We start from the raw sequence: 14,973 nt of genomic DNA, 5'->3' as shown, positions 1-14,973 counted from the left end.
TATTAGCAAAAGTTAGAGATGCGTATTTTGGGAAAATACGCCATAATTTTCTGAGTCCACCTATTAATTCATCAAATTGACCATTTCACGCACGTTACCATGTACACCACCTACACCTTGACAAAATTGACGGTCTTGTTTGTGAACTTTCATAAACATTCCATTTTCAGGCGCCATCACAATTAAACCTTTGGCATTTATTGGTTTTTCTGTAATTAATTGCAAGCGATAACGCATCAGCAGCATTGCTAAAATAATTTTGATTTCCATTATCGCAAACCCGGCGCCGATACAAATGCGTGACCCTGCACTAAAAGGGTTATACTCATACATCGTCGGTTGAATTGTTTCCCAACGTTGAGGATTAAACCGTTCTGGTTCAGGATAAATTTCTGGCATGTGGTGTGTCTGATAAATACTCACAAATACCTCTGTCCCTACAGGTAATTCATAACCACCCAAAGTGGTTGGTTGTGAGGTAACGCGACCGTTCCAAGGTATTGCTGTAAGTACCCGCATACCCTCTTTAACAACACGGTCTAATAAAGGTAACTTTTGTAACTGCTCAACAGTTGGCGCCTCACCATGTAACACACTATCAAGTTCATCAACTAAGTCAGCAGTAATATCCGGATGTTGTGAAAGTAGAAATAGTATCCAAGCTATAACATTTGTACTGCTATCATGCCCAGCAGCAAAAATAGCCGTTACGTGTCCGAGTAATTCGTCTTCGGTTAAAGTTAAACCACTATCTGCATCTTTAACTTGAACGAGCATTGAAATAATATCACCACCATCAACGCTACTTGCATATCTTTTACGGATAATAGAACGCATTTCCTCATCGAGTGCAATTAATGCGTCAAGCAAGTTATGGTAAGGTAAACCAGGAAAATCTATTGGTAATAATACAGATGCCGGGTTTGTTAGTTGTGCGCCAAATTCTTGTAGTAGTCTAATTAAGTTGCTGCTATCTTCGTTAACATCTTTACCAAAAAGGGTTTTTGTAGCAATACTCATCGTTAGGCGCCGCATTACTTCAACTATATTTACTACCTCGCCAACTTTCAACTGTGAAAGCGAAGATTCGACGATTTTTACCATATCATTACGGTAAGATTCAATACGTGATTTGTGAAAAGCGGGCATTAAAAGCTGCCGATGTTGACGATGTGAGTCATTATTAATACCAAATAACCCAACTAAAAAATGACTGAAAGGTGTTGTACGTTCAGAATCATTACGCCTACGGTAAAAGCTACCAATAAGAGGGCATTTATGATAAATATCATGCTGACTCGTAACTTCACGGACAATATCTGGGCCATAAGCTAACACAGTACCAGGACAATTCGCGTGAGGTGAGTAAATATTAGTACCCCCACCTTGAGCTAACGAAACTACTGAACCGTAAGTTTTAAATAATTGACTCGATATACCAATAGAGTCACTAACAAAGTTTAGAGTTTGGGTAATGCGTCCAAATACCGGAGCAACACGTGGGCCAGGTACTGTTAATTTTGATTTGGTAATTGTAATCATTATCTTAATTATTCTACTAAATCGACCATTTCACTGACATTCCCACTTACACCACCAACACCTCGATTAAATTCGCGGTCTTGTTTGCATACTCGCATAGATAATCCATTTTCAGCACACAACACAATTAATCCTTTGGCATTAACTTGTTGTGGTAAAAACTCTAAACGGTAACGCATTAACAGCATTGCCAAAATAATTTTGATTTCCATCATGGCAAACCCGGCGCCTATACAAACGCGCGACCCAGCACTAAAAGGATTATATTCGTATATACTCGGCTGAATTTGCTCCCAGCGTTGAGGAATAAAACGCTCCGGGTCGGAATATATTTCAGGCGCCCGATTAGTATGATAAATACTGACAAAAACTTCTGTACCCTTCGGCAAATCATAACCACTGAATGTAGTATCCTGCGAAATCACACGACCATTCCAAGGAACAGGAGATAGTACCCGCATACTTTCTTTAATGACACGCTCTAATAAAGGTAACTGTTGTAATTGTTCAATACTAGGCGCCTCACCATGTAACACGCTATCAAGTTCATCAAGTAAGTCAGCAGCAACTTGCGGATGTTGAGAAAGTAGAAATAAAGTCCAAGTTAATGCATTTGCACTTGTATCATGACCAGCAAAATATATGACACCAAGATGTCCAAGTAATTCATCATCAGTTAGTGTTATCCCAGTTTCGGCATCTCTAGCTTGAATAAGCATAGATAGAACATCACCGCTATCAATACCAGCAGAGCGCTTTTGCTGAATGGTATCCCGCATAGTAGCATCAAGCTCAACCATGTCGTTGAGCAGTTTATGAAAAGGAAAACCAGGAACATCAAACGGAAGGGCAAGAACTGCTGAACTACCAAATTTACCAAAAACTTCTTTTAACAGCGTTGTAAACCTATCACCATTTTCACTGAAATCCATTCCAAATAAGGTCTTAGTAGCAATACGCATCGTTAGGCGCCGCATCAGTTCAAGAGTATCTACAACCTCACCCACCTGTAGTTTTTCAAGCTCAGAAGAGGTAATTACCACCATCTCGTCACGGTAAGCTTCGATACGTGATTTATGAAAAGCAGGCATTAATAATTGTCGGTGTTGACGATGGTCGGCGCCGTTCACACCAAATAACCCAACCAGAAAATGCCTAAAAGGTTGAGTACGTGCTGAGTCATTGCGCTTACTGTAAATTCGTGCAGTCAGAGGACACTTATGATAGATATCATGCTGAGTTGTCACTTCACGAACAACATCGGCACCGTAACCCAACACCGTACCAGGGCAATTTGGATATGGTGAGTAAACATTAGTACCACCACCAAGAGCTAGGCTAACAACCGAACCATATTTATCAAACAACTGACTCGACAACTTAATAGAGTCGCCGACAAAATTTAAAACCTGAGTAATGTGTCCAAACAGTGGAGAAACACGTGGACCAGGTACTGTTATTTTTCGTTCAATGGTATTTGCAATCATGATATATATTTTACAATCTTGTTTCGCTACAGCTTTAAAGCCATACAAATAAATCTGTTTTAGGAGGCGCCAAACTTCATTCCATATAAGTTTTCTAAGTAAGAACTTCATATTAATGTTTTTATAATTACATTCAAATAGAAAATATATTTAGAGCAAAAAGAGTATGGAATGCTCTTATTCGACGTTGTAGTTAAACTTATACTTATATTCTATGTATAAAAAATGCAGTACTTAACTTTGGATAGCAAGCATTTACTCACGCAGCTAACTTCATTATCTAGCTTGCGCTGCTTGGCTACAATTGCTTGTGTATTAGCAGCTACCTTATTAGCATCTTGCGAAAATGGGGTTGACTTACAAGACGATGTAATTTCCTCTTCACAAGTACCTCAAGTAGTTCAAAGTGCTTTCGCAAAGAAATATCCAGGTAAAACACCTAACTGGAAATTACAACCTTATGGTTATGAAGCTGTTTTCGTCGAAAATGGCATAGAATACGAAGCAGAGTACTCATCTAATGGTCAATGGTTAGAAACAGAATACGAGCTATCATCAGACAATGGGTTTTCATCTGTAGTACTTGATAAAGTTAGAGCGCAATACCCAAGCGGCACAATTAAAAAACGAGAGATTGAAATTACACCGCAAGGTATTTTTTACGAAGTGGAAGTTGTAAATAATGGTAACGAAGTCGAATTATATTTTGATGGTCGCGGAAACGAGGCGCCAAATTCACATGAAGATGCTTGATATTTAAAATCTCTCTTCCACGTGGGGGGATTTAATCATTCAACAAGTTGACTAATTACTTCCTCTTTTACACTGATAATATACTTGTAGCTTATAATTGTGGCAGGCAGGGATGCCTGCTCCACAAGAGTTATCATAATTAAAGTGCAAATGTTATCAAGATTTATTAAAACAGCAGTATCTTTGATTCTGGTTTGCTTGGTGCTATTGGGCAGTTCCGCATCTGCTTTTGCCATAACTATTCGAGAAGTTCCTAACCCTCGTGTTGTTTACGGTGGTTGGGTTACGGATATGGCAAATATTCTTACCTCTGAAGATAAAAGTACAATCAATGAAATTCTAACTGAATATGAGAAGAAAACAGGTACTGAAATTGCTGTAGTTACAGTTGAAGATACTTCACCTAGCTTAACTCCCAGATATTTTGCAACACAACTATTTAAATATTGGGGAATTGGCAAAAAGAGCGTTAATAATGGCATTTTGCTTTTAGTGTCTCAAGCAGAGCGGAAAGTAGAAATAATTACTGGCTATGGCATTGAAGCGATACTGCCAAACAACAAAGTCAAGCAGATTATTGACTCTAAAATCATTCCTTCATTCAAGCAGCATCATTTTTCTGAAGGAACCTTAATTGGTACACAAGCTTTAATTCAAGCTTTATCGGAAGATAAAACTTTTACTGCCGTTCATGCGACTATAAAAATTTGGGGTAAGCCTATACACCATCCAGAATATACATTTTTTGGACTGCTCGGAGGATTGGTAATTGCTTTTTCTTGTATTATTGCATTAGCTTTGCGTCCAATTCGTTTGGCGCCTAATGGCAAATCTCGTATATATGATGGCACAATAGACGGCGCCGCAACATGTAGTGAATGTGGTCAGTCAATGGAAAAGGTTGACCCACAATCTTTAATTTCATATTTAAACCCACCAGAACAGGTAGCTCAAGAACTACGTAGTGTACGCTTTGATGGTTGGAGATGTCCAAAATGCCATCCAGAAATTCCTCCTACAGCTATTCATATACGTGCGTATGTACTTAATTACAGAAAATTTTTAAATTGCCCTAACTGTCAAGAATTAACCGTGCAACGTAGATACAAAACTATAAAACCTGCGACTATTTCAAAAAAAGGTGAAGAGTCAGTAACAGAAAAGTGTAACTGCTGTAGTTATTCTCATACAACAATTCAAGTAATACCTTCTAGAGGCTCAAATGACTCAAATGGTTATACTGATGGGGGAACAGGAGGAGGCAGTTACGGAGATAGCGGTGGTTTCGGTGGTGGTGACTGTGGGGGTGGTGGCGCCGGAGGAGGATGGTAATTTGATAAACTAAGATAATCTGGAAACTGCGTAAGCTAATAGTAAGCGCTCTTGAATATTATGTTTTGTACTAGGGCAAGGCGCCATACCTTCAAGCCAGCTTTTTGGACAGGCGCCACCACAAACTGGTAGCATTGGGCAAGTTGCACAATCAAATTCTCCTTTTAAAACTCGTTGATTGAAATTTCCTAAGCGTTCGCGTTTACCAGGCATGGGTTTACCGAGAAGGTGGTCTATGGCATATTCGTTTGGTGTACCATAGGTTGGTACATAAGAAACTTCGCTACAGTTGAATATATTCCCGTAAGCGTCAACAAGTTCTGCGTCTGGCATTACAGCCATACAAACTAAAGGTTTCTGTTCCGGAATAAAATTTGTTTTGAAACCTAGCTCTAGCATCTCAACGAACCAGTTGATTTCTAGAGAGGCAAATTCTTCTTTGGAAAGGGATTTTTTATGAGCATCATTTCCCCATGAATGAATAGGCGCCACATAAAAGCTTATCTTATCTTGTATACCTGCTGCCGCTAATTCGTGCAATAATAAAGATACTGATTCATAATTATCATAATCAACATTGCAGCGAATACTTAAATTAAAATCTAAATCTTGACGGTTTGCTAAATTAACTACATTCGCAAAAATCTTATCAAACGTTGGCAAACCATTTTTTTGCATCCGACGCATGTCATGGTATTCAGCAACACCATCAAGGGTAATTTCAATTGCTGAAATACCTAGCTCCTGAACTAGTTCTGTTGCCACATTATTAGTTAACGCTAAACCATTTGTAACAATTTTGGCGTTATAACTACAATTATAACTTGCAGCTAAAGCTTTTAATTCTGATGTCAAAGCTTTCATCACAGGCAAACCAATTAAAGGTTCTGCTCCAAACCAGCCAATTGAAAGACTTTTAAACTTCTTTGTTTCTAACTTCTGTCTAGCTCTTTCAATAAATCTTTGCTGGTCTTCCTCGCTCATCATTATACTTCTATGTTCTTGCCCACAATAATGACATCCTAATTGGCAATAAGCAGTTGGTTGTACAACCAAATATAAATCATCGTCATTGATAGCGGCGCCATTATTTCGGTTAAGAATGGTTAATAACTCCGAATCATCATTAACAATTAACTTAATATCTAGAAAGTCTTGAAAAATTTCTTCTGGAAGTAAATCAAAACGTTCGGACACAAGTATATTTAAAATTTCTTCATCAATCACTCTAACATTTGATGTTCGAGAAGCAAAAATAACTACCTTATTTTTAGACTCTAGCTCATCAAATATAGCCTGTGTTGCGATATAATAATTAGTAAATTTCATAATTGCACGTTAGTTACTTCAACAAATTAGCCAAATTTAAATCCAAGCAATAGCATGATTTATTGAAGTGAGCAGGCGCCTACTCACTTACAATAAAATATAATGTTAACGATTTACAGGAGCAGGTTGAATATTAATAGGATTTAATTTGTTATTTGCAGGATCAGTAACTAAATCGCGAACTTTTTGTTGTCCCGGACGTTTGCTACAGGTACCATTACAAACAAAGTTGCCAGCAGCTTCTTGACCATTAGGAATTTTGAGTTTTTCAGACACTACTGGTAATTTATTCACATTTCCCTGTTGAACCGTAGCCGGACTAGTATTTAACTTTGCTTCACTCAATAAAATGCCAAATTTATTAGAATTAGATACAACTTCCGCACTAGCAGGTGTTACAACAGCCGCAACACTACTAATAGCTAGTAAACCAAGAAAGAATTTGATTGCACTATTTTTACGAGTAAACATGTAAGTTATCCTTTAAATTACATCGAGTTTTAAGGTTAATTCAAGCGTTAGAGAACTTGACGCGCGCTTTGTTTTAACCCCTTCACTCGCTTATATGTTTACTCGCAATGGTTTATGCAGCAGTTTGAAAAAATTGTCCAAAAATCTTATGAAACTAAGGGACAGGCAAGATGCCTATCCCATAAGATAAATAATTAACCGCAGCGTTCTACGTTTTCTACTTCTGGTAATCTACCAGCACGATACTGTGTAACTCGTTTGCCATCTGTTTCAAAGACTATGCGATAATTTTTATACTTTGATTCTTTTGGTGTGAAAGTTAAATAATGTCCACCTTGAACGTATTTATGTGGTGTGACTGTAATTTGTCTAGGGTAAAGTGATTTGATGCGGGTTTCTGTATCTCCTATTTTGGCGCCGCTTGCTGTTGCAATTTTAGTGTTTTTGGCTACGTCAATCCTAGAAATAATTCCATCGGTAAGCATAAACTCTACACCAGCAGGCGCCTTTTGTGGTTTAACGTAAAAACAGCCTTTACTTTCAATCGGCGCCCCTGATAATGACACTAGACGGGTTCCGGTGGCTTGGGAAGCTTTCTTAACAGTCATACCAACTTTAGCACCCCCAAACCCATCAGCAGTTACTTTAGACGCTTGTGTTAATTGTGCCACTGCTGTACCTGCTGCAACTGAAGAGAGTGTCAGTATTGCTGCGGCGCCTGCGATTGTTTTTATATTCATGTACTAAATCGAAATATACTATGACTATACTTACATCGACAGTATATTCAATTCCAGAAAAGGTGCCATCGTCTTTGCCGATAACATCTTCACATTTAAAAAAACCCTATAACCACCTTTCCAACCAGGCGCCAAAATTTCTAGTGGTCTGTGTCATAAAATTTGGTAGGTTGACTTCTTAAAAAATCTTCCTTTGCGTACTTTGCGTCTTTGTGGTTCGTTCTTCCTACCCCTCAAAATTAATGACACGAACCACGCTTTAGTTAGTGTAATAAGTCCTATATAAGTGAAATATTCTTTATATATTCACTGCCGCATTAAATCAGCAAACCGTTTTAAAATACTAGCAACACAGTACAAATCATTTTGGCGCCGTTGCAGCGTTAATAAATCAGAAAATCCATACTCTGGTGTGGGTTGAGCTAACAACTTTATGAACCGAAACTCAGTACCATTAGTAACAAGACCAAATGTAGGACGTTCAGGAGTAGGAGTTAACATCATATAAGTCAAAGCTTGAGGGATTGCTTGTTTTAATGAAAATCCTGCTTCTTTAGACTCAATTACCAATATCCATAGCTGTTCTCGTACAACCAAAATATCGATTCTTCCTCGCACCTCTTCATTATTTTGTTCTAAACTGATTTTTACTGGCACCTCTGTACGAATGCGAAACGGAGGGCTGTAATAACCAGCTATCGACAGTAGCGGAGATATAACCACTAATTTTACGACTTCCTCCGATACTGGATATTTACTGAGATAAAGAAAATTTGTTTTAGTTTGGTCAAGCGTCTGTTTTTCCGTATCCGTCAGTTCAGGTAAATTTCCTTGCCATTCAGGAAAGAAAGAATCCTCTTGATTTTCTCGCAAATTGAATTTGGTTTCGACTTCATGTAGAGTCAGTTCGCTAGCTTGAACTACTTGCAGCATAATCAATGTTTCAAATATATGTATCAAATTTTACTCAATTATAATTCATTTGCGAGTAAATAAATCCCAACTTTTTCAAAAAGTCGGGAATCTTAGTATTACTTAATAATTAACTGCTCGGTATTGTGTAACTCGCTTACCATCAGTTTCAAAAACAACCTTTATTCTGAATTGGTTTCCCAGATGATGATACTAAACGGTTGGGGAGCCATCTCCGTGCGGAGGTTTCCCCGTTGAGGAGAATGGCGTTGGAGGCAATAGTTTACGTAGTATGCTGGAGGCACAACCCAACACCATCACAATTTCAAATTATGCTACTTCAAAACAATTATTCGATGATTTTATAGGAAAGAATACAGCAGGTGAAACCTTGAATAGTTCAGCAAGTTTTTGAATATGCTCCACTGTTAATTTACGCTTGCCATTTAGCACATCAGAAACAATCGATTCAGTTTTGAATATAGGTACTAAATCTTTTTGCTTCAGGTCTAATTCTTGAATTAATACTTTCAGAAGCTCTACACCATAAATATCTGGAACTTTCATGTGCGTAGCACCATTATTGTGAAGACCATTGGGAAATACGACCAAAAGTGATTGAGTTAATTAGAGAGTTGCCATTTAAAGCATATATTGGTATTTTGCCAATTAGGCGCCGTGGATTTGTTTCTAGTGTTTCCAGCTTTCGCCATATCCAAGCACACGTAAATAAATAAACAAAAATTCCTAAAACTAAGTATATAAATGGGTCTCTAATATCAAATTTGCGATAGTTGGAAAACAACATTAGTTGCAGCGTAACTCCAAACGCAAATAAAAAGAACCATCCTAATGTATGGCGAAATTTAATTTTGTAAAATGGGTTTTCTTCGGGAAAACGAATATTACGTAATCACATAATTTTAATTTAGTATTTAATAAATCCCCCCTAGCCCCCCTTAGTAAGGGGGGAATAAGAGTTATAAAGCCCCCCCCTTATTAAGGGGGGTTGGGGGGGATTAAAACTCAGCATTCTCTGGTGTTCTTGGGAAGGGTATTACATCGCGAATATTAGCCATTCCCGTCATAAATTGCACGATTCTTTCAAACCCTAAACCAAAACCAGCATGGGGAACTGTGCCAAATCTTCGTAAATCAAGATACCACCATAAATCTTCTTCTTTCATTCCTTGCGCTGCCATTCTTCTTTGCAGCACATCTAATCTTTCTTCCCGCTGTGAACCTCCTATTATTTCCCCTATTTTCGGCGCCACTATATCCATTGCCGATACAGTTTTTTCATCTTCGTCTAAGCGCATATAAAACGCTTTGATTTGCGCGGGATAATTAGTAATGATTGTTGGCTTTTTGAATAGCTGTTCGCATAAGTAACGTTCGTGTTCTGATTGTAAGTCTGTGCCCCAACTAACTGGATATTCAAATTGAACGTCAGCTTTTTCGACGGCTTTTTCTAAAAGCTTGACTGCTTCAGTATATGTAATACGTTCAAACTGATTATTAATTATATTTTCAGCAGTTTCCAATACAGTCTTATCTATACGCTCGTTAAAAAATTCCATGTCTTCTCGGCATGTTTCCATCACATATTTAAAGATGTGTTTCAAAAATGCCTCGGCTAAGTCCATGTCCTCCTTGAGGTCACAAAATGCCATTTCTGGCTCTACCATCCAAAATTCTGCTAGGTGACGCGATGTGTTCGAGTTTTCCGCGCGGAATGTTGGCCCAAATGTATAGACATTACTAAATGCCATTGCCATTACTTCTGCTTCGAGTTGTCCGCTTACAGTTAGATATGTTGGTCTAGCAAAAAAATCTTTACTGTAATCGATGGCGCCTTCTTTATTACGAGGTATTTTATTTAAATCAAAACTCGTAACGCTAAACATTTCTCCGGCGCCTTCGCAGTCACTCGCTGTGATAATGGGAGTGTGTACCCACAAAAATCCACGTTCTTGAAAAAATTGGTGAATTGCTGTAGCTACTGCATTACGAACACGGAACATGGCGCCAAATGAATTTGTACGCGCGCGTAAATGTCCAATTGTTCGCAAAAACTCAAACGAGTGACGCTTTTTCTGTAAAGGGTAAACTTCTGGGTCAGCATCGCCGTACACCTGAACTGACTCAGCTTTAACTTCAATACGTTGCCCTTTACCCTGTGATGCTACTATTACACCATCAACCTCTACCGAGGCGCCTGTATTTACTTTTTTTATAATTTCACTGTAGTTCGGTACGGTTTCGTTTATGACGACTTGTAAAGAAGCCATCGATGAACCATCATTCACCTCAATAAAAGCAAAACCCTTGAGTTCACGCTTAGTACGTACCCAACCTTGTACCTTTACTGTTTCATCTGGTTGTCCACTACGTAATATTTCAGCAATGCGTTTTTCTATCATATGTGTAAGTATGTCCCAACTCTAAGAAGCAAATGACTTTAATAACCAGCCTATAATAACGCCCAATCCACTGAAGCGGACAATCTGCCAAAAGGGGTCTTTAAAACTACGCCAGTTTAATAACCTACTTTCTAAGTTAATCTCTAATACTTCCAACTGTTGCTCTATATGCTTTAACTCCGCTTTCATTTCTGGTAGTTTGCTATGAAGGAGGGATGAGCGGCGCCTATTCAATTCATTTTGTAAAGTATAATCATTCTCAACCTGTTTGTAACGTTCTTTTAGCGCAATTAATGCTTGCTCAACATCATAGAGTCCTTGTTGAAATTCCTGGGACTGCGAATCTTCACCCGATGGCTCATTTTGTTTTTTCGACGGCTTCATGTACAGGCTGTAAACTAAAGTTAGATATAAATCCGGTTATATTACAACAAACAGCCATTAGTCATTAGCTAACCACTCAACCGAGACGCGACATGTCTCGTCTCTACACTACTATGCTTCCAACTAAACAATTACAAGAATTTAGCGACTTAGAACTGGCGCAAGCGCTTTTGGAAAGACTTGGTATTTCGCCAAATGACTGGCATCGACTCAAATCTAATCGTAAAGCGCGTGCTTCGGAACAAATTGCCGCCGCATTAGTATATTTACTGAAAGACGAAAAAGAAGAAGCACAACAAAGGCTACAACAAGCTGTTGGCTGGCTCGACCGTTCAATTTCGGCGCCACCCTGTCCAACACACGGAACCAAATAAGTGCTGAGTTATGAGTGCTGAGTGCTGAGTTACTACTCATAACTCAGCACTCAGCACTCAGCACTTTCAACTATTTTCTTAATAGTCGTGGTCGTGTTTCTACTTGTTTACAAAGCCGTAGCTCTGTGCCCTTGCGATTCCATTCAACTTGGTCAAAAATTTGATGTAGAATACATAGACCCCGACCACTTTCTGCTTCGTCTGGAGGCAGATATTCTGTATGATCATCATCACAATTTAAGGATGTTTCAAATGGGTCTGCGTGTACATTAGCAGGAGTTGACTTAACGTCAAAACCTCCACCTTGGTCTGATATGACCCACCAGTATTGATTATCAATAAGGGAAAAACGAACTATAACTTTTTTACTAGGGTCTAAATTATTACCATGTTTAGCTGCGTTGACTAGAGCTTCTTGAAGCCCTAATCGTAATTCGGCTTGCATTTTCGCGGGAATCTCTGCCAGGAGTAAATCTAATATAGGACAGAGATATAGAGTGGAGGCGAAACTAATCGTTCCCCAATTGCGTCCAATAGGACGGAGCGAGATAGTAATCACAAGTAAACCCCGTAGCTTTCGTTCGGTCTTCTAGACATCAGTTTGCGTTACACAGGCACCCTGATTATATTGAGACGGTCGCACTGTCAAACTTGCGTCTTTAAAACTAAATTTTGAAAATAGCTAGGGAGCAAAGTCTCTCCTTAATATTAATGGGTTGCAACATTTAACTATATCACCAACTGAGTACCCATATTTAATCACTAAATTTTTAGAGCTATTAAATACTCGTATTCAACTAGTGTATAAGCATTTTTATATGCTTTTGAAGTTGACCATTAGCAGAAGTACATTTGAATGGAACCGATACTGAACCAAGCAACTGTCACAGGCGCCAGATGGAAAACCGATTTATAGTTGTTGACAACTTCATTCATATGTGAGAAGTAACAATGCCACTTCAATTTCTTTAATTAAAAGGAATTATATTTTTAGCTTAATTCAATTTTAGCATTTTTACTATGCGCTAGACTACAAATTTGAAATTCGGACGATTGTTGTTTAATCCCTAACTGCCTATATCTAACTGTGATAACACAAGATATGCTGCAGCTTCCACATGTGCGGTTTGAGGGAAGAAATCGGCGGGAGTAACGCGCATCAACGTATATACTCCATCTTGACAGAGTATTTTTAAGTCACGTGCCAATGTGGCAACTTTACAGCTAACGTAAACAATACGTTTTGGTTTCAAGTCAAGCAAAGCTTGTATAACGCTCTTGTCACAACCTTTACGAGGTGGGTCGAGAACAACGATATCTGGTTTAACATCTATTGAAAGAATCAGTTTTTCAACGGTTCCAGCATAAAACTTGACGTTATCAATGCCATTGTGTTGAGCATTTGTACGTGCTTGTTCTATAGCTTCTGGTTGTACCTCTATACCAATTGCTTGACCAACATGCTTTGCTAGTGGAAGAGTTAAAGTCCCAATTCCACAATAAGCATCAAGTAAAGTTTCTTCACCCTTAAGTCCCAATTCCATCTTTATTTGCTGTACCAACGCTTCTGCCGTTTCTGTGTAAACTTGAAAAAATGTGTCGGGACGTACCTGAAATTCCAGCTCAGTAAATTTTTCTAGCAAGAAATTTCTGCCAGCAACTAGACGACTTTCCCGTCCAAAAATGGCATTAGTACGCTCGCCATTCAGGTTTAACATCACTCCGACAAGTGGGGGTGTGCTGTCTAACCACTCTTGCGCTACTGCCTCAATTCCTGGTATATTCCATTGACTAATCACTAAAGTGATTAATACTTCTCCTGTCCGGCGCCCAATACGCAAGCTAATATGGCGAATTAACCCAGTATGCAGCTTTTCATTGTAAGGTTGCCAACCATTAGACTGTATATCTAGCTTGACTTTATGTAACAGCGGGTTTAAACGCTCATCTTGCACAGGACACTGATTTATATTGACGACTTGATGACTATTTTTTTGGTAATAACCAGCCACAAAGTTACCTGTTGCGGATATTCCAACCGGATAAGTTGCCTTATTGCGATACCCTAGCGCTGTTGAATGTAGTACTTCATCTACATGTGGCGCCACAAAACCCCCAATTCGCTCTAAAGCTTGAACAACTTGATTACGTTTCGCTTCGAGTTGATATTGATAATCAATATGCTGCCAACTACACCCCCCACACTTATTTGCCACAATACAACTCGGTCGAACCCGATGAATTGAAGATTTTAATATTTTCTTTAGAATTGCGTGCCCAAATTTCGGTTTAACGAAAACCAAACGCGCTTCTACAATATCACCTGGCACTGTGTCAGGCACAAAGACTACTCTATTAAATGCCCGTCCAACTCCATCCCCATCATCATTAAGGTCAGTAATTTCGAGTTCAATTAATTCACCCTGCTGCCAATTAGTCATAAATACCTACTACGTACTACTTTTACCCATCACTAAACGTATAATTTCAATAATCACTTTTTGCTTTGACTTCACTTGTGTACTCAAGACTCGTTAAACTAGCTAATAATATTTCATGCTGCATTAATCATGACTGTAGTAAGCCAAGTTATTCTCAAAGCCGACGACGAACTGCGTTACCCTAGCAGTGGCGAACTCAAAAGTATCAAAGACTTTTTGACAACAGGTGCTATTCGGGTACGCATTGTTTCTACCCTCTCTGAAAACGAAAAGAAAATTGTGAGTGAAGCAACTAAACAATTATGGCGTAAGCGTCCTGACTTTATCTCTCCTGGAGGTAATGCTTACGGACAACGTGAGCGCGCTCAATGTATCCGCGATTTTGGCTGGTACTTACGTCTTGTTACATACGGTGTTCTTGCTGGTGACATAGGGCCAATCGAAAAAATTGGTATTGTTGGCGCCCGCGAAATGTACAATTCCTTGGGTGTACCCCTACCCGGAATGGTAGAAGCGATAGGCTGTCTTAAAGCTGCGTCTCTCGACTTGCTTACTGCTGACGATGCGACTGAAGCAGCACCTTACTTTGATTACATCATTCAAGGAATGTCATAATCAAACGTCTTCTTCAGTAGCGCACTAGCTCGAAGCCTCAATATAAATCATCTATTAAGATTGTAACTCCCCACAGCTTGTTGGAAAGCTTGGCATTAGTGTCGAATTACCAACGAGCTGTGGGGAAATTTTATGTGCCTATCTGTAAAAACAAAAAACCGACAGTCTCT

The 14,973-nt window shown here is 38.9% G+C and carries 16 protein-coding genes; 4 read left to right on the top strand and 12 right to left on the bottom strand.

Features of this window, described 5'->3' with window-relative positions:
- Positions 1-63 precede the first annotated feature (63 nt).
- Positions 64-1,542, bottom strand: coding sequence for a cytochrome P450 (locus tag DSM106972_RS05035; protein ID WP_127079467.1), 1,479 nt, complete (start codon positions 1,540-1,542; stop codon positions 64-66).
- An 8-nt stretch (positions 1,543-1,550) separates the two neighbouring features.
- Positions 1,551-3,140 carry a cytochrome P450 gene (locus tag DSM106972_RS05030; protein WP_233787222.1) on the bottom strand — a complete coding sequence of 530 codons (1,590 nt, stop codon included), beginning with the start codon at positions 3,138-3,140 and terminating at the stop codon, positions 1,551-1,553.
- Positions 3,141-3,254: 114 nt separating this feature from the next.
- On the opposite strand from DSM106972_RS05030, the gene DSM106972_RS05025 reads away from it, so the two are divergent.
- Together DSM106972_RS05025 and DSM106972_RS05020 are read left to right on the top strand one after the other, a co-directional pair.
- Positions 3,255-3,782, top strand: coding sequence for a PepSY-like domain-containing protein (locus DSM106972_RS05025; RefSeq protein ID WP_127079465.1), 528 nt, complete (start codon positions 3,255-3,257; stop codon positions 3,780-3,782).
- 150 nt (positions 3,783-3,932) lie between these two features.
- Positions 3,933-5,114, top strand: a complete 1,182-nt coding sequence (locus tag DSM106972_RS05020; RefSeq protein WP_127079463.1) for a TPM domain-containing protein — start codon at positions 3,933-3,935, stop codon at positions 5,112-5,114.
- Between the two features lie 9 nt (positions 5,115-5,123).
- Here DSM106972_RS05020 and DSM106972_RS05015 read toward each other — a convergent pair whose 3' ends face one another.
- The 8 genes from DSM106972_RS05015 to DSM106972_RS04980 all read right to left on the bottom strand — a co-directional run bounded on the left by DSM106972_RS05015 (position 5,124) and on the right by DSM106972_RS04980 (position 11,373).
- Positions 5,124-6,443 carry a radical SAM/SPASM domain-containing protein gene (locus DSM106972_RS05015; protein ID WP_127079461.1) on the bottom strand — a complete coding sequence of 440 codons (1,320 nt, stop codon included), beginning with the start codon at positions 6,441-6,443 and terminating at the stop codon, positions 5,124-5,126.
- A gap of 105 nt (positions 6,444-6,548) precedes the next feature.
- Positions 6,549-6,914 carry a hypothetical protein gene (locus DSM106972_RS05010; RefSeq protein WP_127079459.1) on the bottom strand — a complete coding sequence of 122 codons (366 nt, stop codon included), beginning with the start codon at positions 6,912-6,914 and terminating at the stop codon, positions 6,549-6,551.
- A 194-nt stretch (positions 6,915-7,108) separates the two neighbouring features.
- Complete coding sequence (locus DSM106972_RS05005; protein WP_127079457.1) at positions 7,109-7,654, bottom strand: hypothetical protein; 546 nt, start codon at positions 7,652-7,654, stop codon at positions 7,109-7,111.
- Between the two features lie 306 nt (positions 7,655-7,960).
- Positions 7,961-8,587: a type I restriction enzyme HsdR N-terminal domain-containing protein gene (locus tag DSM106972_RS05000; protein ID WP_127079455.1), complete on the bottom strand. Its 627-nt coding sequence runs from the start codon at positions 8,585-8,587 to the stop codon at positions 7,961-7,963.
- Between the two features lie 309 nt (positions 8,588-8,896).
- Positions 8,897-9,133, bottom strand: coding sequence for a helix-turn-helix domain-containing protein (locus tag DSM106972_RS04995; protein ID WP_127079453.1), 237 nt, complete (start codon positions 9,131-9,133; stop codon positions 8,897-8,899).
- Positions 9,134-9,146: 13 nt separating this feature from the next.
- Positions 9,147-9,374: a hypothetical protein gene (locus tag DSM106972_RS04990; protein WP_127079451.1), complete on the bottom strand. Its 228-nt coding sequence runs from the start codon at positions 9,372-9,374 to the stop codon at positions 9,147-9,149.
- 211 nt (positions 9,375-9,585) lie between these two features.
- Positions 9,586-10,989, bottom strand: coding sequence for an asparagine--tRNA ligase (gene asnS / locus DSM106972_RS04985; protein WP_127079449.1), 1,404 nt, complete (start codon positions 10,987-10,989; stop codon positions 9,586-9,588).
- A gap of 21 nt (positions 10,990-11,010) precedes the next feature.
- Positions 11,011-11,373, bottom strand: coding sequence for a sll0565 family protein (locus DSM106972_RS04980; RefSeq protein ID WP_127079447.1), 363 nt, complete (start codon positions 11,371-11,373; stop codon positions 11,011-11,013).
- 92 nt (positions 11,374-11,465) lie between these two features.
- On the opposite strand from DSM106972_RS04980, the gene DSM106972_RS04975 reads away from it, so the two are divergent.
- Positions 11,466-11,747: a DUF6439 family protein gene (locus tag DSM106972_RS04975; protein WP_127079445.1), complete on the top strand. Its 282-nt coding sequence runs from the start codon at positions 11,466-11,468 to the stop codon at positions 11,745-11,747.
- A 70-nt stretch (positions 11,748-11,817) separates the two neighbouring features.
- On the opposite strand, the gene DSM106972_RS04970 is transcribed toward DSM106972_RS04975, so the two are convergent.
- A complete protein-coding gene (locus DSM106972_RS04970) occupies positions 11,818-12,306 on the bottom strand; it encodes an ATP-binding protein (RefSeq protein WP_127079443.1) in 489 nt (162 codons plus the stop codon).
- A gap of 508 nt (positions 12,307-12,814) precedes the next feature.
- Positions 12,815-14,188: a 23S rRNA (uracil(1939)-C(5))-methyltransferase RlmD gene (rlmD, locus tag DSM106972_RS04965; RefSeq protein ID WP_127079441.1), complete on the bottom strand. Its 1,374-nt coding sequence runs from the start codon at positions 14,186-14,188 to the stop codon at positions 12,815-12,817.
- Between the two features lie 129 nt (positions 14,189-14,317).
- Between rlmD and DSM106972_RS04960 the strand changes: the two genes are divergently transcribed.
- Complete coding sequence (locus DSM106972_RS04960) at positions 14,318-14,803, top strand: allophycocyanin subunit alpha-B (protein WP_127079439.1); 486 nt, start codon at positions 14,318-14,320, stop codon at positions 14,801-14,803.
- The last annotated feature ends 170 nt before the right edge of the window (positions 14,804-14,973 follow it).

Source organism: Dulcicalothrix desertica PCC 7102, assembly GCF_003991905.1.
Lineage (GTDB): Bacteria > Cyanobacteriota > Cyanobacteriia > Cyanobacteriales > Nostocaceae > Dulcicalothrix > Dulcicalothrix desertica.
The sequence above is the reverse complement of the archived record's forward strand: the minus strand, read 5'-3'. Positions and strand labels throughout refer to the sequence as shown.